This is a genomic window from Pseudomonas sivasensis (genome assembly GCF_052938085.1).
The window spans coordinates 2,423,067-2,445,278 of record NZ_CP176442.1 but is presented as its reverse complement, the minus strand read 5'-3'; the positions used below and the strand labels follow the sequence as shown (position 1 = coordinate 2,445,278).

Annotated in this window: 15 protein-coding genes and 1 pseudogene; 8 read left to right on the top strand and 8 right to left on the bottom strand. The window is 53.5% G+C overall.

Translation table 11 applies throughout. The annotated features are described in order from the left end of the window. Positions 1-116 precede the first annotated feature (116 nt). Together ACKZ62_RS11395 and ACKZ62_RS11390 are read left to right on the top strand one after the other, a co-directional pair. Positions 117-1,124, top strand: coding sequence for an AraC family transcriptional regulator (locus ACKZ62_RS11395; protein ID WP_015371097.1), 1,008 nt, complete (start codon positions 117-119; stop codon positions 1,122-1,124). 399 nt (positions 1,125-1,523) lie between these two features. Beyond that, positions 1,524-1,991, top strand: a complete 468-nt coding sequence (locus ACKZ62_RS11390) for a DUF1203 domain-containing protein (RefSeq protein WP_003192632.1) — start codon at positions 1,524-1,526, stop codon at positions 1,989-1,991. A gap of 794 nt (positions 1,992-2,785) precedes the next feature. On the opposite strand, the gene ACKZ62_RS11385 is transcribed toward ACKZ62_RS11390, so the two are convergent. After that, positions 2,786-3,580 carry an AraC family transcriptional regulator gene (locus ACKZ62_RS11385; RefSeq protein WP_041931406.1) on the bottom strand — a complete coding sequence of 265 codons (795 nt, stop codon included), beginning with the start codon at positions 3,578-3,580 and terminating at the stop codon, positions 2,786-2,788. Between the two features lie 88 nt (positions 3,581-3,668). Between ACKZ62_RS11385 and ACKZ62_RS11380 the strand changes: the two genes are divergently transcribed. Further along, on the top strand, positions 3,669-4,916 hold the full coding sequence (locus ACKZ62_RS11380) for an MFS transporter (protein ID WP_447096680.1): 1,248 nt from the start codon (positions 3,669-3,671) through the stop codon (positions 4,914-4,916). Here the strand turns inward: ACKZ62_RS11380 and ACKZ62_RS11375 are convergent. Then, a pseudogene (locus tag ACKZ62_RS11375) lies at positions 4,829-5,722 on the bottom strand (LysR substrate-binding domain-containing protein). The gene ACKZ62_RS11380 and the pseudogene ACKZ62_RS11375 sit on opposite strands and share 88 nt — an antisense overlap. Positions 5,723-5,885: 163 nt before the next feature. Here ACKZ62_RS11375 and ACKZ62_RS11370 point away from each other — a divergent pair. From ACKZ62_RS11370 to ACKZ62_RS11355, 4 genes are all read left to right on the top strand, one after another. Further along, a complete protein-coding gene (locus ACKZ62_RS11370) occupies positions 5,886-7,283 on the top strand; it encodes an amidohydrolase family protein (RefSeq protein WP_447096679.1) in 1,398 nt (465 codons plus the stop codon). 11 nt (positions 7,284-7,294) lie between these two features. Beyond that, entirely contained in the window at positions 7,295-7,768 is a 474-nt protein-coding gene (locus tag ACKZ62_RS11365; RefSeq protein WP_015371102.1) for a DMT family transporter, read from the top strand. 39 nt (positions 7,769-7,807) lie between these two features. Continuing rightward, positions 7,808-8,668: an SMP-30/gluconolactonase/LRE family protein gene (locus ACKZ62_RS11360; RefSeq protein ID WP_065883888.1), complete on the top strand. Its 861-nt coding sequence runs from the start codon at positions 7,808-7,810 to the stop codon at positions 8,666-8,668. Between the two features lie 433 nt (positions 8,669-9,101). Continuing rightward, positions 9,102-10,928: an SEN1985 family protein gene (locus ACKZ62_RS11355; protein WP_236171925.1), complete on the top strand. Its 1,827-nt coding sequence runs from the start codon at positions 9,102-9,104 to the stop codon at positions 10,926-10,928. Between the two features lie 133 nt (positions 10,929-11,061). Here the strand turns inward: ACKZ62_RS11355 and ACKZ62_RS11350 are convergent, their stop codons facing one another. The 3 genes from ACKZ62_RS11350 to ACKZ62_RS11340 are packed head-to-tail and all read right to left on the bottom strand — an operon-like array spanning position 11,062 to position 15,393. Next, positions 11,062-11,457, bottom strand: coding sequence for a RidA family protein (locus ACKZ62_RS11350; protein WP_447096678.1), 396 nt, complete (start codon positions 11,455-11,457; stop codon positions 11,062-11,064). A gap of 46 nt (positions 11,458-11,503) precedes the next feature. Then, positions 11,504-13,408: a UvrD-helicase domain-containing protein gene (locus ACKZ62_RS11345; RefSeq protein ID WP_447096677.1), complete on the bottom strand. Its 1,905-nt coding sequence runs from the start codon at positions 13,406-13,408 to the stop codon at positions 11,504-11,506. A 2-nt stretch (positions 13,409-13,410) separates the two neighbouring features. Next, positions 13,411-15,393, bottom strand: coding sequence for an ATP-dependent nuclease (locus tag ACKZ62_RS11340; protein ID WP_447096676.1), 1,983 nt, complete (start codon positions 15,391-15,393; stop codon positions 13,411-13,413). Between the two features lie 483 nt (positions 15,394-15,876). Here ACKZ62_RS11340 and ACKZ62_RS11335 point away from each other — a divergent pair, with 483 nt between their 5' ends. Beyond that, entirely contained in the window at positions 15,877-16,989 is a 1,113-nt protein-coding gene (locus ACKZ62_RS11335; RefSeq protein ID WP_447096675.1) for a phage exclusion protein Lit family protein, read from the top strand. Between the two features lie 326 nt (positions 16,990-17,315). Here ACKZ62_RS11335 and ACKZ62_RS11330 read toward each other — a convergent pair whose 3' ends face one another. From ACKZ62_RS11330 to ACKZ62_RS11320, 3 genes are all read right to left on the bottom strand, one after another. Continuing rightward, complete coding sequence (locus ACKZ62_RS11330) at positions 17,316-19,709, bottom strand: DUF4238 domain-containing protein (RefSeq protein WP_447096674.1); 2,394 nt, start codon at positions 19,707-19,709, stop codon at positions 17,316-17,318. Between the two features lie 498 nt (positions 19,710-20,207). Further along, positions 20,208-21,608 carry a DEAD/DEAH box helicase gene (locus ACKZ62_RS11325; protein WP_447096673.1) on the bottom strand — a complete coding sequence of 467 codons (1,401 nt, stop codon included), beginning with the start codon at positions 21,606-21,608 and terminating at the stop codon, positions 20,208-20,210. After that, entirely contained in the window at positions 21,605-22,189 is a 585-nt protein-coding gene (locus ACKZ62_RS11320) for a VspR family transcription factor (protein WP_447096672.1), read from the bottom strand. Before ACKZ62_RS11320 ends, ACKZ62_RS11325 begins: the two co-directional genes overlap by 4 nt. Positions 22,190-22,212: the final 23 nt, after the last annotated feature.

Below are 22,212 nucleotides of genomic sequence, written 5' to 3'. Positions count from 1 at the left end.
GTTGGAACGGCGAACCGTGTGACTCAATGGTGACGCGCCTTGTTAAAGATCCGAATGCTGCAACGGGACAACTACTTTATTATTTGGGCCAATGTTTTCATCGAAGGCACCTCGGTATGAGCTTTAGGAATTTTCTTCGGGGTCCGACCAGTACCTTGCTGATGGTTGAGTTCGGCGATGAAAAAGGTTTTCGGGCTGAAAAGATTTTGCTCGGCTCGGGACTGACGTTGGCTCAATTGACCGATCCGAATTTGGAGTTAACTGCCGACCAGGAGCTGCGCGTTGCCGAAAACCTGTTGCGTTTATCAGGCCATGCTGCGGGGCTAGGTTTCGAAGTCGGCACGCGCTATCACTTCTCGACCTACGGCCTATTCGGTTACGGTCTGATTAGCAGTGCAACCGTCGGCGATGCGCTGGCCCTGGCGCTGCGCTTTTTGCCGTTGACCTACGCGTTCACGGTGGTCGCCTATGAGGAACAAGGCGATGAAGGAGTGCTGACCTTTGCCGTTCTAGGATTAGCACCGGACCTACGCGAATTTCTATTGACCCGCGACATGTCAGCGGCTGCGCTGTTGCTAAAGGAACTGGGCGGCAATGACTTCTCGTTATCACGCTTCTGCCTGAGCAAGCAGCCGCCGCCTATCCCTGACAATGTGAAAGTGCTGGGGTGTGCCCCTTCGTACGCGGCTAATAGCAACAGCTTGGCCTTTAATCGCTCTTTTCTCAGTCTCCCTTTACCTCAAGCCAACGCGGTGACTGTTTCGATGTGCGAACAGATGTGCACGCAACTGATGCAACGTCGCATCGCACACGCCGGGATGACGGCATTGGTGCAGCACTACCTGAACACCCCGGATAATGGCATGCCCGATCTATCCAGCATTTCCGAACTACTACATGTGAGCCCGCGCACACTCAAACGCAGATTAAAAGAGGAAGGGACAACATTCCGAAAACTGCTCGCCGACGTCCGCAGTCGCAACGCCATCAATCTGCTAAAGGACGGTCACAACCTGACTGAGATCGCTGAACGCTTAGGTTTCAGCGACCTGTCAAGTTTCTCCCAGGCATTCAAGCGCTGGCATGGCATATCGCCAAGTCAGTTTTCACAGCAAAAAAAATAACTTTGGTAATTATTAGACAGACGAACTGTAAACACCCCAGAGCGCTTTCACGAGAGTGAATACCCACTTCTGACCGATTTTGTTGAAGACTTTGGTTTTATAAACTATTGGTATACCAACCGCTGAAAGTACCTTTTGGGCACACCGCTGCACAAAACTTAAGCTCGGCCCCCTCAAAATAATGAACTGCCCATGGCTGTATAGACAGATCCAAGCGTCAGCTTCCTCAGCTAGGACCAGACTGACCGGATGCTTTTGGCCGATGACTGCCAGTCGTCACCGGCAGCTATCGACCCTAAGCAGTCGGTCTCGGTCAGCTTGAATAAGGCAGCAAGAAACGGATAGTAAGTGCTGGACGAATTCCAGCCTGATACGACTCCAACTAATAGGAGTTTAACCATGGCGTTTCGTATAACTGGCCTTTCCCCCGAGCCATTCCAGTCACTGTTTGGATTGCCCGACCAAGAGCTAGCATCTCTCGGGATAAAGCGTTACATGGTCGACAGCAACCCAGGCTTTCCTGACCGTATCGAAATAAAGGATGCAGAGCTAGGTCAGAGTGTGCTTTTACTCAACCATCTCTCTCAGCCAGCCGAGACGCCATACCGTGCCTCACATGCGATCTTCATAAGGGAGTGGGCTACGCAAGCTTATGACGCAGTCGATCAGATACCCGAGTCTATGCGAATCCGTCTGCTATCACTTCGTGCATTCACTGATGATGGGATGATGCTCAATGCCGACGTCGTAGATGGAATAGCGATAGAACCTGTTGTTACTCGGATGTTTGCTGATCCAGGGGTTAGTTACATTCACGTTCACAATGCCAAGCAGGGTTGCTACTCCGGGCGAATAGATAGGGCGTAGTCGCCGCAGTCTCGATGGCTCGTTCCGCTTTCGACTTTTCTAGTCACCAACTTTCCGCTATTGGCCGATTTCTGCCTGTCGTAGCGGGCAGTAATCGGCCAGAACCGGATGTTTAAAGCTGGGGCAATGAACTCGTCGAATTTCTTCCCGCTTTAAGAGTTTGCCGACGCGCTTTTACACACTCTGGGCTGGCAAGTAGAGTTAGGAAATCAACTCGTCCCTTTTTATAAAGTAGGTGCAAATGGTGGCTCCCTTCGTTCTCCAGGACTTTGATGTTGGATGGGTCGCCACCGACGCCGTCGGGCAGGTTGCGCTCTTCACTACGGGGGGGCCAGGGCCGGTTCCTGATTCCGCAATGCCCTCCGTCGAAAACTCCGAAGAATTTGTCCTTTCATTGCCGGAGGTGTCCGATGTAGATCGGGTCACTGCCAGGGCTGGCGTAAACGCTTTCGTTGAATTTGCCAAACGTGGGTTCTTCGCGTACGACTGGTCAGACGTTCATCGCGATTCACGCCAGGCCTTGAGGGGGTATGAGCTGCAATGCCGCCCACTGAATCCACTGACACTTTTCGATTTGCGTGCCCCTTTACGGGCATTAGCTGAGGCTACTCGGCTATCTGATGTAACCTTCGGAGCACCCATCATAGTGATAGGTGATCAGGTTTCTTAGCCTTCATTCGGCGATTCGGAGCCGCTTTTTTGGGCCGGAAGCTTTCAGTTGCGTACCGCAGCTCCCGGCCAATAGCAGACAGATCGTTCTACAGCCTCGGCGCTTTGTATCAGCCAGCAGAGCACTAGCGCAGAGAGGAAAAATACTGAGTAGGCGGTTTACCCAGTGCTTTCTTGAACATAGTGATGAATGCATTAACAGAGTCATATCCCAGGATGCCCGCCACACGTTGCACGGATACCCCCTCCGCCAAATGACTCAGTGCGATCATCAAATGCAATTGTTGACGCCAGCGTCCGAAGCTCAGCCCGGTCGTGCTTTCTACAAGCCTGGCCAGCGTTCGTTCACTGGTTGCAAGCCGAGTGGCCCACTCGCGCAACGTGGTTCGGTCGCCTGGATCTGAGAAGAGCGTATCCGCGATTTGTTTGATCTTGGGGTGGTCTGATATCGGCAAATGCAGCTCTTTCAGCGGGGCATCGGAAAGCTGCTCAAGCAGCACTGCAACCAGCCGAGCTGTCTTGCCCTCGGAATGGTAAGCAGGTTCCTGTTCAGCGAGATGCAGGACCATCTCCCGAACAAGGGGCGTAATGGCAACCGTGCAGCATTCTTCAGGCATGGCTGCCGCACCGGGCTCAACGAACAGAAAGCAGGTCCGGGCGTTTTCGGTCACTCGGCAACTGTGCGGCGTGCCGCCCGGGATCCATACGGCGTGCTGGGGAGGGACAAGCCAGAGTGCATTTTGCACCTCACAGCTCACTGCGCCATGCAAAGACAGGATGAGCTGGCCTTTGCGATGATCATGCGGACGGGCACCCGAATCATTGAGGTCAGGCGCAACCTTGAGGGCAATCGCTGCCTGGGCGAAAAGGTCTGAATCGAAATCTTCCGGCGAGGAAACGACATTTTTTGAGCTTGGCATAATTTAGATATCAGGTGTCTTGATATCTATATTAGCCGGTTCTGAAGTTCTCTACAGTTGTCTTCTTTTAAGAGGACAGATAAAGAATATGTCAGATACAAAAAACAAGTGGCATGCCATCGCGCTCGTCGTAGGCATTCTGCTTATCGCCGTGAACCTGCGCGTTCCCTTTACCAGCATCGCGCCCGTTTTGCCGCTGATCCAGAATGATTTTGGCTTGAGCGCCTCAGCTCTAGGCCTGCTTACTTCACTGCCATTACTTGCCTTTGCAGCCTTCTCCCCGCTCAGCGCATCGGTCGCCCGCAGGTTCGGCATCGAGCGCACGCTTTTCGGTGCACTGTTGGTCATTTCAGCGGGCATCCTGCTCCGCTCCGCAGGCAGCGCATGGGTGTTGTACGCCGGTACGATATTGATAGGCACTGGGATCGCCCTGGGCAACGTGCTGCTGCCCGGCCTGATCAAACGCGACTTCTCGACAAAAATGGCGTCCATGACCGGCGCTTATTCCATCACCATGGGTGCAGCGGGCGCTGTCGGTTCAGCCGTAATAGTTCCGCTGACCCAATCATGGGGATGGCCGATTGCCCTGAGTTTGTTGGTCGCAGCCCCGTTGTTGGCGCTGGTGGTGTGGCTGCCGCAGTTGAAAAAACACGAACACGTAAATCTGTCAGGTCCGAAACAAGCGCCAACCGTGGCCGTCTGGCGTTCGCCGCTGGCATGGCAGGTCACACTGTTCATGGGGCTGAACGCGATGCCTTTTTATGTCGCCGTCGGCTGGCTGCCGACCATTCTGATGGACCATGGCATATCCCCGGAGCAAGCAGGCACGGTACACGGCACGCTTCAACTGACGACGGCCATTCCCGGCTTGATTCTGGCGGCCACGCTTCGTCGTCTCAAAGACCAGAAACTGGCAGCCGCTACCGTCAGCCTGTTAACCGCCTCATCCCTGATCGGGCTCATTTACGCGCCAGACTACGCCATGTTGTGGGCCGCGGTCCTGGGCTTCGGCTCTGGTGCCAGCATGATGCTCGGCCTGACCTTCATCGGCTTGCGCACAAAAAATGCCGGTGACACGGCGGCACTTTCAGGAATGGCGCAGTGCGTCGGCTACCTGATGGCAGCCGCAGGCCCCTTGCTGCTGGGCCAACTGCACGACTGGACCGGTGGCTGGACAGGACCGCTGCTGATCACAGCCGCAATCTCCGTAGCCGGAGCATTCACCGGCATGCTGGCCGGGCGCAACGTTCAACTTGAATCTGCTGAATCATCGTCGCGAACAAGCCCAGCAATCCAGTCAGCGAATGCGCTCACAGCTGGCGATAAAAAGCGCTGATGCGGGTATAGCAGGTGAACAGGAACCGATGCGGGCTGCCAGTCAGCAAGCACTTCGACCAGTCGCCCTTATCGCAGATGCTCGCTGACCACGTTCTCAGCGAGCTGCACCAGCCCGAAGCCTTCAAGGCACATTTTGATGTAAAGCCCAGTCTCGTTGACGGCCGCTGTGCCGTTCACCGGGACTGAGATTTTTTCGGTACCACGGGCAAAGCGCATTTCACCTGCTTGCCTTGCGCGGCCCGAGAAGTAATGGATGGCCCGGTGGTGAGACAAATCTTGCGGATTTTGCGGAGTGCCGTTCTCTTCGAGATAGGCGGCAGACGCACAGGTTACCCAGCGAAACCGACCGAGTGGGCGCGCAACGAGCGTTGAGTCATCGAGCTCGCCTGTACGAATAACGCAATCGACACCCTCTTGAACCAGATCAACCTGCCGATCGTTGACGCCTATCATCAGGTAGATATCCGGGTAGCGCCTGTAGAAGTCTTGCAGGTTTGGCATGACGATGAAGTGTGCAATGCCACCCGGCATATCGACACGCAAACGCCCCTGTGGCCGTTTTACGGAATCCGTCAGGCTGGTCTCTGTGTGTTCGATCAGCTCCAATATTTCCCGGCATTGCGCCAGATATTGTGCGCCCTCAGAGGTCAGGCTGACCCGACGCGTTGTTCTGTTCAGCAGGCGTACCTGCAAGTACTTCTCAAGATTTTTAACGCTGCTGGTAACTGTGGAGGCCGGCAGAGAGAGCGTCTGCGCCGCCTGGATAAAGCTTCCTGCTTCAGCCACACGTACGAAAACCTGCATCGCTTGAATACGGTCCATGACTGTTAGCAGCCTCAAAGCAGTGATCGGGTAAAGTCGTTATTATTCGTAGATATTGAATAATAAAAACAGTTTAACCATCTTTTTCCCGCAGTATCGCATTGCGTACATTGCTTCCAACGAAATTTGAAGAGGTGTACAGAAAATGGCTGAATATAACCGCAGCATTGTGCAGGCCCCGACCGCTCAGGCCGCCCGCACCCTTATCCGCGGCGCCACTGTGCTGAGCATGGACGGTGATATCGGCAATCTGGCGCGCGGCGATATCCTTATCGAAGGCAGCACCATCACGGCCATAGGTGAAAACATCGAGGCCGGCGACGCTATGGTTATCGAGGCATCCGGCATGATTGCCATGCCCGGCATGGTCGATACGCATCGTCACTCCTGGGAGGGCCAACTGCGTCGAATCAATCCGAATGCCGAAACCCTGGAAGACTACTGCAACGCAACGCACTTCTCGTTCGCCCAATACTATCGCCCGGCTGACATGTATATTGGCAATCTACTGACTGCATTGGGGTGCATCGATGCGGGCATCACGACCGTGGTCGATAACTCGCACAACAGCCGCACCGGCGCGCACTCCGACGCCGCGGTCGAGGCGCTGCTCGATGCTGGTATCCGGTCTGTACACGCCTCCGGTGCGCCAGTTTCTGGTGAGTGGGACAAAGCCCACTGGCCCGGCAACCTGGAGCGTCTCCAGGGGAAATACGTCAAGAACGGTGACAACCCGCTGCTCTCGCTGGCGGTAATGGCGCAGCTGGAGCCTGAGCTATGGGCTGAGGCCCGGCGCTTGGGGCTGCCTATCATTACCGAATTCTTCGGCGGGGACATGGCAGCTGAGTTGGAGGGTTTGCATCGCGAGGGTCTGCTGCGCCCCGATAACATCTTCAACCACTGCACAGCGCTGCCGGACGCCGGCTGGAAAATCATTCGCGAGGCTGGCGTGCGGGTCAACGTATGCCCGCGTTCAGATGCCCACTACGGCATTGAAGATGGAATGTTCGCCATGCAGTCGGCCCAGCGTCACGGCATCAGCCCGGGGCTGAGTGTCGATAACGAAACCTCCTATAGCGGTGACATGTTCATGGAGATGCGGGTGGCGTTCTACCTGCAACGCGTCATGGGCATGCACCAGCAGCGCTGCTGCGGCGCAGAGCATCATCCGGTGACCCTGTCGGCTCATGGCCTGCTCAAAGCCGCCACTCTTGACGGCGCCACCTGTGCAGGATTGCAGGACAAAGTCGGCACCCTGACCCCCGGCAAACAGGCCGACCTGATCCTTATCAATGCGCAGGACATCAACCTTTACCCGTCGGGTAACGCATTCGGCACCGTGGTACACGCGGCCGAACGCAGCAATGTCGACACGGTCATGATTGGCGGGCGCATCGTCAAGCGCGGCGGCAAGGTGCTGGGCGTGGACAGCGAAAGGCTGCGTGCAGCAATCGACGAATCCCGTGAGCATCTGTTTGCTGCCGCAGGCTACCAGCCGGATATTTTTGCCGAGACATTCATGCCGCTTGAGTCAGCCAAGTAAGGAGGCGCGAAATGAACGCAGCTTACTACCTGCTGGCCATCGCCGCGGGGCTTGGCATTACCCTGCAGACCACGCTGAATGGTCAACTCGCTAAAGGTGTGGGTGGAGATTCCGTAGCGGCGGCGCTGTTCTCATTTACTGCCGGAGCGGTGTGCCTGGGCGTCTTTTCATTGATGCGTGGCGGGATAGTGGCCTCACTGGCGGCTATACCTGCCCAGCCCTGGTGGAGCCTGCTGGGCGGTCTGCTGGGTGCCGGTGCCTTGCTTAGTTATGTGGTGCTTGCGCCAAAAATCGGCCTGTCAGCCCTGCTGGGCCTCGCTATCGCAGGTCAGATTATCTCCTCACTGGTTATCGATCATTTCGGATTGATGGGGGCATCGGAAAGGCCGGTGTCTCTCATCAAGTTGGCCGGGTCGATGGTGATGCTCGCAGGACTGGCCATCGCCCTGTTCGGTGACAGGTGGTCAGCGCTTTTCTCCAACTGACTGCCTTGTTTGCCCCATCCTGTTTCGTAGGACGCAACCATGTTTAAAACCCTAAGCGGCACCACCAGTCTTCTTGGCGAGTGCCCTGTCTGGTGTGAAAGAACGGAACGCCTGTTCTGGACCGATATCCCTGGTTGCGAACTGCTTGCTCTGGACCCCGTGAGCGGTGAAGTACAGCACTGGCGAGTGCCCGAGCCGCTGGGGTCGTTCGCCCTTACGACCAATACGGACGTATTGCTAATGGGATTGGCCTCCTGCCTAGGTTATTACAACCTGAGTACTCTTCGCTTCACCAAAATTACCATCACGCCTGGAGTACCCGGAACCCGGGTCAATGATGGCCGCTGCGACCGTATGGGCAACTTTGTGTTTAGCACTATGGATGCCGGTGAGGCGGTGCAAACTATAGGGCGATTTCACCGGTTCAATGCCGCGACGCTCAAGACTGAAACGCTGGACCTTCCCGAAGTGGCGATCCCGAACAGCATCTGTTTTAGCCCGGACGGTTCCACCATGTATTACGCGGACTCCCTGCAAGGATGCATTTTCTGCTGCGATTACCCGTCGCTAGAAAACCAGCGTGTATTCACTACAGTCAACGGTCAGGGTGCTCCAGACGGTTCTTGTATTGATGCGCAGGGCTTTCTCTGGAATGCGGAATGGGGCGGTAGCAGAGTCGTGCGTTACGCGACTGACGGCAAAGTTGACAGCGTGATCGACTCCCCGTGTATTCAGACCACTTGTCCGGTGTTAGCGGGACTTGGTTATGAAACGCTTTACTGCACCAGCGCACGGATAGGGCTGGATAAGCCGGCAGATTTCGATGGCACGCTGATAAAAGCCGAAGCCGTTTTAGCTGCCGGATCCCCTGAAGAGCGATTTACAGGACGACTGCACTGAATAGTAGGTTCTAGCCTGTCGCGCCGTTCTGAATGCCAACTTGGTAGACGCGTCTGAATGACCGCTTCTGGCCGATTTATGCCTGTTGCGAAGGGCCGCTTTTGGCCGATTTCTGCCTTTCGTGAAGGGCTGATATCGACCCATAGCAGTCCTTCGCTGTGTGCGTCAGTAGGCGGCCAGTGCCGGCATAACCGTCCTGAGCTTTTCAATGATAAAAATTTATGGCACATGTACGTCTAGGTCCGCGTGACCGCTCGACAGCAGTCACGACACTGCCAGATATGCGCTGGCAGCCTTAGCGGGCTAAGGATGAGTCGGTAAAAGCAGCTAGACTGAATGCGCCTGAATTTTGGAATCATATTACAGCCCGCTTCTGAGATAGCTATTGCTCAAAAAGGGCGGGCAGCCGAATTAAAAGCAAACAGGAGAACATATGCCAGCTACCCCAGGGCCTACTTGTTTTGATAAAAAAGAACCATCAATAAGTTATAGCCAGCCAACGAAGCAAGCTGCGCGAAAGGCAGCAATTAGCCATGCTGTAGAATTATTGACTGTAAGACGTGAAGACTGCACTATTGCTCCGGATAATTACATTAATAAAGTAATCAAAAAGCTGAAGTCTTCAGGGCCAGACTCTAGCTACTCTCGAGCAGCCAATAAATGCAAAAGCGAAGATGTTCTATCATGGAGAAAATTTCGCTCGTCAACCATCGGAATGAGAAAACCAGAAGAGCTTACAGTTGCCTATCTCGCAGGACCTGAGCCGATCAACGACATTGCCATTCTTACTGAGCTAGGTGTACGCCCAGAAAACATATGGGCTTTCGAGCTTGATGAGGGGGTCTTTGCTTCGGCACTCACAACCCTTAAGTGCTCACCTCTCCGTGGGGTAAAGCTGATGAATACCAATATTGAAGATTACTTTGTGGCTTCTCCGCGTAGATTTGATATTATTTATTATGATGCCTGTGCACCTTTACCTAGCCATGAACAAAAAACAGCAAGAATTCTCTCCAATATATTCAAGCACTCTGCGCTGGCACCTCTGGGGGTGTTAATAACAAACTTTAGCAAGCCCGACATAGATGACGAGACAGCCTGCAATAACTATACAAATTTGATTGCAAACTACCTCTATCCTAAATCTTTCCTAGACTCTCCTGAGGACTCGTCAACAAGCGATAGCGCTGAAGCAGAAGGATATTGGATCCCTAGTATGCTTGAGGATATTGATCCAGAAGAGCATGATGACTATTATCCTCCGCACAAAAATTTTGTTGATATAGTAAGGCGGAACTTTGATGCCTACTATGGATCATTTATAACCCGCCATATAGCGGATATCGCAGCGATAATTGCACCTTCAGTGCGGGGGGTGAATTCTTCCCTAAGTAGCGAGCTTGTGAGTTGCGTTGATGCAGCCAATCAGCGCGGTCAAAGTATGATCACCCCTCAGAATGAGCTTGGCGAGGAAATTCTTAATGAATTAGCCAAAATATCATCAAGGCTTCCAGAATTTGGGAGCTCCTATACAGACGCTGAGGAGGCCGATCATACCGAGGTAGAGCATGAACTGAACGCCTTTCAAGAAAAATATTTTCCCGAGTGCACAGGAGGTGAGGCTTTGGAATGCTCATACCTGCACTCAATTCTATACACCTTAGCGCTATGTAATCTGGCACCCAGTAGGGCAAGGTCAAAAACAAATCCTGGATTCAAGTTTTATGATAGATGGGCATCACAGCTTACTGGCTCAACCGAGAAAAAATCCGCAATTGACGCAATTTCTGTTTTCTATGCGCTTCGCCATGATGATGCTCACTGGCCCGAGTCTTTAAAGGACCTTAAAAGGTTTGACTATGATCGCAAGATGCCATTTTTGTGCGATGTTGCTACAGACGAGTTGTCATTTTACCCTCCGTTCGCTCAGGTCAGTTATCCTGCGCATAATAAAGTTTCGGAAACCAAACGCTATCAATATGTTGCAGAAGGGAAGACTACCTCAATGTTCTTGGATGTACTCCCTTTCGATGAGTGTAGATATATATATGACTGGTTATCAACTGCGCCGTTGATTTCAGAGGATTGGAGTGATACGTCCCGTCAACTTGTTTTTAGATTTGCCCTGGATGCAATAGTAAAAAACAAATATTACTACCAAGATGACTATTTCTATGGATGTAATGTTGTTAGTACTGACGGCTCTAACTTCGAGCCGCCACAATACGAAAAGAGAAAGAAAATCAAATCCAAAACGTAAGGCGCACTGTCATTTCCTGCGTATCAGTCGCCCCTCCAATCAAACGTGCGTTTAGTGGCTGTTTTACGCCTGTATTTGGCCATTTTTTCTTGTGCGAAGAGCAGCTATGGGTCGATTGCGGTCGGCTGGGCACTTACGCGATGGAACGCACTGCTGCTGTCGCGATAAGTTCCAGGCGCAACCCTTCTTCGTCGAACATTACCTGTGCAGTAGCGCGCGTAGGCTTTTCGTGTTCGGCAAACCATTCGGTCCAGACTTCATTCAAGCCCGCGATATCGTTTTCCATGTCCTTGACCCACAACTGCACGCTGAGCAGGCTCGAGCGATCAGCACCCGCCTTTTGCAGGTATTCGTCTAGTCGGGTTAGCACCTGACGGGTTTGGTCCTTGATATCCGTGGAGCGATCAAGGGCGACCAAACCGCTGAAGTACGCTACCCCGTTGTGGATAACCACTCGACTGACGCGTGCATTGCTTCCGAACCAGCGAAGCACACGCCAGAGGTCGACTACCGGGAAGTCAGACGGCATCTGCTGTAGATCGCCTTCAATCCATGTTTGCGGCTCATAGAAACTGTCAATTCGATCCGGACGTAATTTGGACTCCTGCTCTAGTGAGCAACTCGTATAGGGTCGCAATTTTTGTTCGTGTGCCACGCGAAGCACAGTAGGTAAATATGACCCGCTGCTTGGCCCGAGTGAAAGCCACAAAAAATCCTGCTGTCGCCTCGATTTCATCCTGGGAAAAACTCCACCACGCGCCGTCATCCAGTCCGACAAAAATGACGGTGTGATACTCAAGGCCCTTGCTCTTGTGGATCGTCATCAACGGAACTGCGTGTACGCCTTCGTACATGTCGAGGGCGTGGGACCAGTCCGTACAGTGGAACGAGGTGGACAGAAGATGTTCCGCCGTCGCGTCTAGCACTTTTTCTAGCCAAGTTCCCTGGTCATAGGCAGGGTTGGAGCGGATCACATGCTCTGGACCCACGAAATTTAGGATGTCATCAACAAGTGCGCGTGAGGCCGCCTTGCTTTTTGGGGGATGGGAATAACGTTCAGCCAGTTCGGTTGTATAGGTATCCAACTCACGAGCGAGCCTACTCTGCCTGATTGCGTCATCGGCATCGATCCCTCTCATTGATGCGAGCCAATTCTGGCAAGTCGACCAATAACCGCCAGCTCGCGAAGTCATCGCGAGGCGGAGAACGGTGACCAGCGACTTTGAGATTTCCTCTGCCATCAGCTCTTGCAGCATTACTTTGCCAACCATTCCAGCTTCGTTACGCAGAGCCAGATTTTCGCTCGCGAAAGCAGGTTCTAAAAGTTCTGCATACTCTCCTGCCTTTTGTCGAACCAAGATGACGAAATCTCGAGGAGCCAGTTTCAGATCGGCAATGTATGACGCTACTAATCGTGCCAACTGACGCGCTTCAATTTTCGGACTTGCGAAATCGAGAATTGAGCAACTTTCTCCGTCAATTGTGCGATCAGTCTGAGATACCGGCTGTACGGCTCGTGCATCTAACGCCTGGGCCAGCACGTGCTGGATACGTACCAACTCCGGCGAAGATCGATAATTGTTGAAGAGCGAAGTCCGGGTGCCTTCGAAATCGGCATCGAAGGCAGAGAAAGGATCATCCATCGCCATTGCCCAACGCATGATCTGCTGCTTGTTATCTCCGACAGCAGTCACGATGGTTTCTGTGCCTCGGAAAATCGTGCTTACCAGATCGTACTGGACCCTGGTGGTGTCCTGGAATTCGTCCATAAACAAATGCGAATAAGTGAGACGCAGGGCATCCCGTGCCATCGGGTTGACTCGCAACAACAGTTCAGCGAGACGGCCAATCATCGCGAAAGACAGCACACTTTTGCCGCCGTTGTGGAGTGACTGTTGCCAGAACGCATCTGCCGCCCATTGTGCGACAGTTGGGGCCGGCCATCCGTCTACAGGCAGCGGTAAGCCGATCAGGTGTCGGCGCTCAAACGTTTTTGGCCCAATCTCACGCACGTCATTTTTCGTCCCGATTATCGCAGGCGGCGTTGGAAGGTCATGGAGAAACTCGCGAAAATCTCGTTCATTGTGAGTCGCGATCTCGTAGTCGGGTCTTGGCCGCCAGCGGTCAGGCAATGCCTGACCGAAGCGGTCGACCAATCCTTTTGCAAACGCATCAAACGTCATGGAGTCGAAGCGGCTCGCATGGGTGTGGTGGCAGCGCTGACGTACGCGTGCTGCCAGATTTGACGCAGCATCGCGCTTGAAACTAATAGCTAGTATGCGCCGAGGAGATGGGGCCGCATCAGTCTGAAGGAGAAAGGCGGCGCGCTGCGCAAGCAGTTCTGTCTTGCCAGCGCCTGGCCCTGCAATAACGGACCGATTTTTTCTCGAACGGACCACCTTCAGCGCATTCGCCTCAAGAGCTTTAACCCCTACGGGCTTCCAGTCCTCGGGACCTATTCGGCGTGACGAAACGGCCATGATCAGTCTCGCCTCAAGGAGCTGGAAATATGCCGAACGACTTCGGCCAGAACTGCTGGCATTCCTGCGATCAGGCTCGCCTTACTAACCCGGGCCAATGCCGCCAGATGCGTAGCTGGCTTGCTGTGGGTAAGAAAGTGGTACCGATAGTTCGGAAACAATATTGGGTAATTCTCATAAGGTCCCGTGTATACCGAAAGTCCCGGACCTGACGTCCCCAGCACAACCTCCGCAGCCTTGTCAGCGGCCATACGTGGACCACCCCCTTTAGGGATCACGGCGGCATAGTCAGCGGGGAAGGCATTCAGCATGCCCAGATCAAGATCTAGCGGCGCCGAAAAGTAGACCCCGTACTGCTTCAAGCTGTTGATCCAACCCAGAAGAATGGAGTGGTCAGGCAAGTTGTTCCATTCGTGCATTTTGGCAAATGACGCGTCGGATACAACGCCGCTTGTGCTTCCTAGCAATTTGGCCTTGGGTTCGCCGAACTCAATAAGCTTCTCAATCGCTGTTTTCACTCGCCCCCACCCGCCACCATCACGGCCGAGGTCCAAGTCTAGGAGAGTCGCGTGAGGAATACCTAGGGCCTTGAGTAAGCGCCAAAAATATTGGACGTGTCGTCCGCCGAGAGGGACGATCGCGACGAAAGCTGGGTCGATGAGAAGATCTAGCGCCTCGGCGAGTTGAGGGAGGACGATCCTTTCGGAGTCGCCCTCGACAAGCAGGACGAACCGCGCGAAGTAGAGCTCGGGATAGGCCAAAATGGCGCCACGTACGAACTTGCTGGCTTCAACATCGTCAGTTGGGAGCTCAATTCGCTTCACAGTAGAAACGCGCGTCTTTGCATGGCAGCGGCAGTAGCGGACCTCGCTTGGCTCGACTCGGCTAAGAACCGCCGGCGAATGGCTCGTAATTATGGCCTGCGCTCCGCTGGCCTCAGTCAACGATCGAACTTGGCGGATGATTCGAGCAAGGAAGTAGGGTGAAAGATGGTTTTCAGGTTCCTCAAGGGCAAACAGTGTGAGCGCAGGAATATGCAGTGAATCCTTTCGAAATCCGTCTACAGAACCTTCGACGACCTCGCGCTCTAGGTCGAAAACGGCGGCGGCCAATGCAAAATAAAATAGCGACTGTTGTCCGTCGCTAAGGGCATCGATACCTCTTTCTCGACCGTCAGGCCCCTGTTCAAATATGACTGCGATCTTGTTTATCACCTCCTCAAACCGTCGGCTCACCAAGCTGAGCCTAGGCTTGGTATTGGAAGCGTCGTCATGCAGGTCTGCCCAGCGTGTTTGCAGAGCCTCGGTAATTGCCTTGATCGCAGACTCGCCTTCAAACGCAGCAGTCAGGCTCTCAGTCGCCTCTTGCACTTTGTCTTCGGTGTCGGAGGACCATTCAATGGCCCTCAGGAGACGGGCGGCCAGCGTGCCGGCAGTTGCTCGGATTTGGCCGGCGGCGTCCCGACTTGCAGGGGTGTAATAAAGTTGTATGAGTCCCCGATCGGTAACTGCCACCGGTTGGTATTTGTCCTCTGCGGGCTCGTCATCTAAGCAATCAATCCAAAAAAGACTCTGTGACACCTCTCCCTCAAGCGTACCGTCGTCATCCCACTGTGCTTCAAGCCGCATTCGGCAAACGGGCGCCTGGGCTGCTCTCGTAATCAGCATGTGCCGAAATGAAGGGGCGATGGTTTCCGCGGTTGCAGACCCGTCCAACAATTCTGGGAAGGCAACGATCGCCTCGATGAAGAGCTCTTTGGAATCGCGGCTCTCAGGATCCTCTCCAGGAGCTAGGTGGAAATCGGAAAGTGATACGGTGCGCTGCGCCCGCGTGACCCCGAACATCTTCGACATAGCCTGAAGAAGCGCAGTTTTACCCGCAGCGTTAGGACCAACGATTGTGGTGACCTCATCTGAGATTGGGATGGCAATCTCATTCGGGCCGAAACAGCGAAAGCCAGATACCGTGATCGACTCGATGCGCACAGGTTCCTTCCTCAATGCGGTAACAGGCACACATGCTCGTTACTCTCGGCGAGGTTAGCGCAGTATCCCTTCGCGCACAGCCCTGTAACCTCGATTTTTTGGGCCGCCCGGGCCAATTAGTTACCCAGTCCACGGGGATCAGCTACGAAATAACTGCAAGCCGATTTCAGTATCACAAACACCGTTGCACGTTTCCCCAGGATCCATCGGCGAAGGGTCGCTTTAGAGCCCGGATCTAGCGACTGATGTATGGCGACAGAGTGTGAGGTTGGCAATCCAGTTGATATACGATGCGGTAGTTGGCGTCATCTCGTATGCCTGGATACTGTAGCCGAGCTCCGAAACACTGGGCTGACATATGAGCCAAGATCAGCGCTGACCAGAATGGCACTGGCCGACAAGACCAGGTTGTTGATCGCCGAAGCGCTTCGAAACCCCACGCAGCCAGCTACACCTACCCAAATCAGCGACGCAGAGTACGCTATGAAACTGTACGAAATGCCCGACCTTATAGACCTCGCATACATGATTGCCGATGAGGTTAAAGATCGGCTGTGCCGTCAGTGGTATACCGCCGCTGGGGTCGAATTAAACATCAGATGGATACCGACAAACGACATACGTGCGGTAGCTGCGGTCGAACCATCGCCAGAGGATGTTCAGCGCCACGTCATCACATTGAGCTATGGGCTACTAGGTCAGATCTACTCAAATGCTTTTGAGTTTGCGCGTTTCGCTCAACCCGGTCCGGATGGCGGAACTTTACACGGAACGCAGCCACTTCCCGGGCGATTCGACATGCTGCACGCAGCTGAGTTGATGTTCATTTCGGGCGTAAGTTTTGTCATTTACCACGAGTTAGGTCATCTCAATCAAAATCATGGTGCTATACGCACACGGTACGGATCAGATTCGACCAATAGCATCAGCGAATTCCAAGTCGCTGGGGAGGCGGAGCTTACAGGGGATCAGGCTGCCATCTCGCACGCGACTGAACTTGCGGCGGACTTCGAAGCGTTGGACTGGCTGGCGATGATGCTTGGACCATACAAAGGCGACGAGTTACTGGATCACGCCTATCTACAGTGCGCGATCGTGAGCTGCATTATGCTCATGTTCAACGGAGGACGGCCTGCTCGTATGGATGCGATGCCTTCAGGTACCCATCCACCCAGTCTCCTACGAATGGATTTTTGGGTTCGCTTGTATGCAGAGCGTATGGCCATGCTCTCGCAACAGCTAGGTGTATCGAATGGTCCTCAGGCGATACTGAAATTCTTGGATGACTCTTCGTTTCTAGCGCTCCTGAGCTGCTTAACCCGCCTGGGGTGCACTGATGATCCTGAATATCGGGATTTCTGCAAAGGGTCGACGACTCACCGAAATTACAAAAGCTATATGAGTAGGGTAATCAATATCTGGAGCCAGCACGACGACGAGGCACGATCCTCACGCCGTCTTGGTGGCGTACTTTCAGTGTTGTATTTCTCTGATGAACATAGGGAGATGGTAGGCGCCGTTCCCAATAGGGATGCCTGGAGTGATCATGTCAGACTGACTCAAGAGGTTCTTGCTAGAGGCCGGGCTAGCGCATGATCTGAAAGTGCGGCTCACTGCAAGCCGCTACTGCCATTAGGCGCCAGTTCAGCCTGTTGAGCCTGATCATCCATCTGGGGAATCCGCCCGCCTCCTCGCGGGTACTAGCGGCCCAAACATGCTAGAGCTGTGGCGATGGGAGCTTTACCCCAGCGAAAAGTTCGCTTCCCCAGGACACCCTCAAGGCACCACCGAGCTGTTCCATGTTGAGTCAGGGACGCTTCATCTTGAGGTAGGCGAAAGGGGGGGGCATCGTTTACAGATAGGTCCCAACCGCTTGAGCAGATCGTCCGCATGAAAAAGCTGCCACATTCGAAACTCAGTTTTCATGGCACTTCTATCAACAGAGCCAGTGGAACGGTCTTGAGTGCGTCCTCATGTCCGTAGGTTAGCACCTGGCGTTGCACAGCGGCATAGGCAAATCCTTCATTAGGAATCGTAACTCTGAGTCTTCGTGTAAAAATAGCCGGACAATCCCTTGCCCAAAAATCCTGAGCGACCAGAGAGGCAATACCTGTGTCATTCGCAAGCTGCTCAACTTGGCTTGCAATCTCGCCCTCAGGCGCGATAAGCAACTTTGATACAGATCTAAAAACCGCTCGGAAATTGGCTAAATTTACAGATGCCCGCAGTCGATAGATTTCGTGTGGTACCTCCGCCAAGGTGAAGAGCAACTGGTCGGTCAAATTTGTAAACGGCAGCCAGTATGCAGCTGTAGGTTGAGCTTGCGTTGCGGCATGCAACTGTCGCCAGAAAATCGGAAGGTCCGTAAATATTGCAGCGCCAGTCACTTGCGCCATAAACATCGAAAATTCAAGCGGTGCACAGCGAAACGCCGTGAGCTGGCTGTGCTCCTTTCCAGGCTGAGTCGGCTGTAGCAGCGCTAAGGGGTCATCATCCCTCAGCTTCTTGAACTTTCGAGCCATTTCATCGACATCGGCAATATTAAGATGAGGCGACGATTTACGGATGATGCTGCTGATAGATTCAAGGGGTAGTCGTGAGAACAGTCGCTCAGTGTCGTCCTCGGCAAGCCACTTAAACATACCGGTGTCGTCGTGAAACTCCTCTGCATCACTGACGCGGGATTCCGCCATCTCCCGCATCGCGTTACCAAAAGCAAATTCCAACTCCCCAGGGTCAGGAACAAAATGAACTATACCGGCCCGAATGAAAGGCTCTAGCTCCAGTAGGAGCATTACATTTTTGAGGGTCTGCACCCGGTGTTGAGACGGATTTTCGACAGGGCTGAACTCGGGGCGTACACACGCCGGATTCATAAACGGGTTGAGTAAAACTACCTCGTCGAAATAGCTGGACCAACAGAGCACACTGGTAACCACAGTGCGAGGATCGATACAGCCCATGTAAACCGCCCGGAAAATCCGAGGGTCCGGCCGCGGCCAAAGCTCTCTGAAGTTTGTATCAACTGGCCACAGTGCTTGAAGGCACCGATAAATTTGCGTGACGTGCTCATCGTTGAGTTCTGCTCGCACGTCGCCCCAGCTTTTGCCGCTGTCCAGTCCAAGGATGTTTTTCACCTTGCCGACGAACATCAGGTTCCGCTCTCGAATGCTTGCAACAGACCAGGTAGGCCGATGCGCTTCAGGAATATCCTTGCAACACGCTGTAAACGAATACCCGCTACCGCAACCGCATTCAGCTTCATCATCGATGGGATATGAGGGCGGCGATTTCTTCAGGTACTCATGGCTGCCTGAAGTACGCCCGTACGGGTCTTGGTAGAGGGTCGAGCCATCCTCGTAACCAACGTACATTTCCCCGCCGAAATGCCAAAGCTCGTCAGCTGGTGGGCGAAGCACTTCTCCGATCTTGCCCCAATCGCCGGCGTATTCCCGTTCCGGGTAGAGCCAATCCTCCACAGGCGCCGCCACATGTTTGCAGGCGCGAGATTTTAGAAGGTAATTGATTGCCAGCACTTGGTCTCGGGACAGCACCCTGGAACGGATCCATGCATCCGTTTGAGCCAGGCTTTTTCCGAAGTTGCGGGCATTCTGTCTCTCGGCTAACAGGTCGACACCTTCTGTCTGTTTCGCGTAGTCGAGGTGGCTAAGGATTAGGCAATGCTCGGCATCTAGAGGGAAAATCGTTTGCGTCCCGTTCCATTGCATGGACGGCTCATTTGGGTAGCGACATGTCGGCGCATCTGGAGGGCAGGCCGCATTGTAGAGGGTGACAGGATGGTCGGTGATTATGAATTTAACGTCCGACTTTTTCGCGGAGACGATCTCGCGAACCCCTTCACTCCAGATGGTCAAGTTCAGTGCCAATAAGTGCTGCATTTCTCTCATTAGCCCGGACTGATCAAGCTGCGAGTAGTGTGCATTGATCCAATCTAGACCTTTCGGTGTGCGTAACTTCTGTGCGCCGAGATACTCGAAAAAAGGCGTAAACGCGTCATGAACTTCCTCGGGCTGACCACCGGCCAGTTGACGAATCGCAACGGCCCCAGAGTTGTCGATCGCTCCAAAAAGCAAACGCTCGATTTCATCATTGGGCTGTCCACCAGGCCAGGTGGTATAGAGATCTGTTTTTTTGAAGCTACTCTTCGGGACGCGTTTGGAGACTGATTTTCCTAGGCCATTCCGATAGATGGAGGGGGACAGATCAAGATAGAAAAATTGCGCTCCAGGCGCGGGCAAAAAACGCTTCTGGTACCAGATTGGTACGTAGTGGTTTTCGTGGGTCTGTTGGTCCATTGATAGAGGCTTCCGGAGGTTGGGATTGATACATGACCAGCTTCACATCGTCAGGTGGACGCCAAAGATCACGGCGCCATAGCGGGCGGCCTCCTTTAAAATGGATGATGACTATCGACGATAGTTAGCTCCCGTACTCTCGTCCACGGTTGAACAGTCACGCATGTATTTTCCCTGTGCCTCGCAACCATCGGACTCTGAGTTATCTCCGACGATCGATATCCCATCCAGAAATCGACTCGCGCGAGCTGAACGCCTTTCAAGCAATTGACGTGCTTCTCGAGTGATTTTGATGGCCATCAACGTCTTGATGAACCGTGCTTTCTTACGTCTGTTTTTCTGTTTCCGCACAAGAGGTTTCTCGCATTGGCACCAACGCAGTGCTGCAACTACCAAAATTAACTTTGGGGAGCCGGCATTTTGTGTCCGCTGGGTCGGTGAACTGTGAAGCCGAAGCTGAAACTTTCCAACTACAGCCAAGCTAATGGGCTCATGCTCTCAATACACGCTCAGAAGCTGAGTTCGATAGTGCTGAGAAAAATTGAGTTCATACAATGCGGGCTCGGATGAGCCGATAATCGAAATAGCGTGGTCGCTACCCATTCGGGAATAGGCTCCGCCCATTGAACCTCCCAAGATAGCGATCTCAATGCCACTGGGATCTTCTGGATGGTCGTCAATCTGGTCGTCGCACTCAAACTGCGAAGCTCGTACGACACTCAATACGGCATGATCATCGGGCAAATCATCGGCCAAACGCTCCGAGTACTGCTGGAGCGCAGGTTCCGCGAGAACATACAGCCAAGCTTTTTCATCCGCATCATTTGAGCGCCTGAGGATTCTGCCCAAGACCTGGCGATAGTGCAGTTCGGTACGTATCCGACTTAGATGACAGCAAACCTGAAGCCTAGGTATGTCCGTCCCCTCGCTGATCATGCCAACCGCAATAATCCAGGTGCAGCCACCATGTCGAAAATCATTGATGACCTGCTGCGCGTTTGGCGTCTTATTGGTCACGACCTGACACACCTCCCCCTGTGCACGCATAAGGTCAGCTATGCGGTGAGCGTGCTCAATGTTTGTCGCAACTACCAGGCCGCCGGCCTCCAGATGGTGCTCACGGATTTCGCGAAGCTTTGTACACCCTAACAACAGAATCTGCCGCAAAATATCGTCATGGAACAGTAGATCTTCATAAGACACGGGTGACTCAGAAAGTAACCTGGCAATACTCGGATACGTTGTGACGGTGCCTTCTGTGGATAGCGTTTCAGTTAACCTCACCATGTTGTTGTCCAAAACGACGATGCGCGGCGACCGACATACGCCGTCAGCGATTGCCTCCTGCAGGCCATATCGGTAATCACAGATCAACACCCCGTCTGGCTGAGAATATCGAGCAAGCGCTATTGCCTTCTGGTCAGACCTCCAAGGTGTCCCCGAGAGAGCAAGAGTGAAGGTGGCGCGGTCTTGAATCCTTTGCACAATCTGCTGACCCCATGCATTGCTTAACAGCAAGTCATGGCCAGCGCAGTGATGGATTTCATCGAAAACCGCGAACACCCTATAGTCGTCGAACAGTTTCCAGAATGCTGCGTCTCGATATTCCATTCCTTGATATGTGCAAGCAGCACCGACGGCACCTATCAACCCGTCCAGGCGTTTACCCAGAACTGCGGAGAACGTTCTCTGAAATCCATCCATTGTCTGTCGTGACGGAGCAAAGCAGAGGATCAGATCTATCTTGTCTTGCATTAGTAATTGTCTGGCCAGCTCCGCTGCCATTTTGGTCTTGCCGGCACCGGGAGTTGCTTGGCAAAAGAAATGAGGTTGCTGAGTGTAGTGCTGCATAGCCAACGTAATGCAGTCGTGTTGCCATACCCTTAGATCGGTGTTCATGCGGCTGAAATCGCCTTAAGCGTATTCTCAATTGCACGAACGTGCCCCAGGAGCTTTGAGCTCCTGTCACGGACTTCCAGATATACCCCTTCAAAACGCCCCTTCAGGTGAGGAATTTCCTCAAACAACTGCTTGTACCGCTCGGTCTCGCCCAAGGATGAAAGCAGATCAAGCCGGGTCTCTTTTAGCATCGCTTGAAGGCGGACCTGGTCGTCTTGCCCCTTTGAGCTAGGCACAGGGCATGGTGTTTCTCTTCCCTCATCTGCTGGACCTTCCAGAGGATCGACGCTCATGGAGAAGTTCCCATCTACCAGTACGAGCTGCAGCCGTTGCGGCATCTCCAGCATACGAAACACCTGTCCCCGCTTTTGACGTTGCACTGCCATCTCCACCCAGCCAGCGCGAATTAACCTTCGGATCTGTTCATAAACATAAACGCGCACATCCGCGAGCCGAAAGCTTGAGGGAGGAAGGAGTGCCGCATACGCGTCTCTCAACTGATGGGTCGTGAACCCCCCAGAAAAATGCTCGCAAAGCAGCGAATGGAGCTGCCTGTCGAATTCGAATAAATCTTGTTTCATGCAGGCACCTCAATGATTTTTAA

Coding starts and splice junctions, on each gene's coding strand:
- ACKZ62_RS11325 (WP_447096673.1), bottom strand. CDS start 21,608: ATGAACACCGATCTAAGGGTATGGCAACACGACTGCATTACGTTGGCT.
- ACKZ62_RS11355 (WP_236171925.1), top strand. CDS start 9,102: ATGCCAGCTACCCCAGGGCCTACTTGTTTTGATAAAAAAGAACCATCA.
- ACKZ62_RS11395 (WP_015371097.1), top strand. CDS start 117: ATGAGCTTTAGGAATTTTCTTCGGGGTCCGACCAGTACCTTGCTGATG.
- ACKZ62_RS11320 (WP_447096672.1), bottom strand. CDS start 22,189: ATGAAACAAGATTTATTCGAATTCGACAGGCAGCTCCATTCGCTGCTT.
- ACKZ62_RS11350 (WP_447096678.1), bottom strand. CDS start 11,457: ATGCCGTCTGACTTCCCGGTAGTCGACCTCTGGCGTGTGCTTCGCTGG.
- ACKZ62_RS11335 (WP_447096675.1), top strand. CDS start 15,877: ATGAAACTGTACGAAATGCCCGACCTTATAGACCTCGCATACATGATT.
- ACKZ62_RS11370 (WP_447096679.1), top strand. CDS start 5,886: ATGGCTGAATATAACCGCAGCATTGTGCAGGCCCCGACCGCTCAGGCC.
- ACKZ62_RS11385 (WP_041931406.1), bottom strand. CDS start 3,580: ATGCCAAGCTCAAAAAATGTCGTTTCCTCGCCGGAAGATTTCGATTCA.
- ACKZ62_RS11380 (WP_447096680.1), top strand. CDS start 3,669: ATGTCAGATACAAAAAACAAGTGGCATGCCATCGCGCTCGTCGTAGGC.
- ACKZ62_RS11390 (WP_003192632.1), top strand. CDS start 1,524: ATGGCGTTTCGTATAACTGGCCTTTCCCCCGAGCCATTCCAGTCACTG.
- ACKZ62_RS11345 (WP_447096677.1), bottom strand. CDS start 13,408: ATGGCCGTTTCGTCACGCCGAATAGGTCCCGAGGACTGGAAGCCCGTA.
- ACKZ62_RS11330 (WP_447096674.1), bottom strand. CDS start 19,709: ATGGACCAACAGACCCACGAAAACCACTACGTACCAATCTGGTACCAG.
- ACKZ62_RS11365 (WP_015371102.1), top strand. CDS start 7,295: ATGAACGCAGCTTACTACCTGCTGGCCATCGCCGCGGGGCTTGGCATT.
- ACKZ62_RS11360 (WP_065883888.1), top strand. CDS start 7,808: ATGTTTAAAACCCTAAGCGGCACCACCAGTCTTCTTGGCGAGTGCCCT.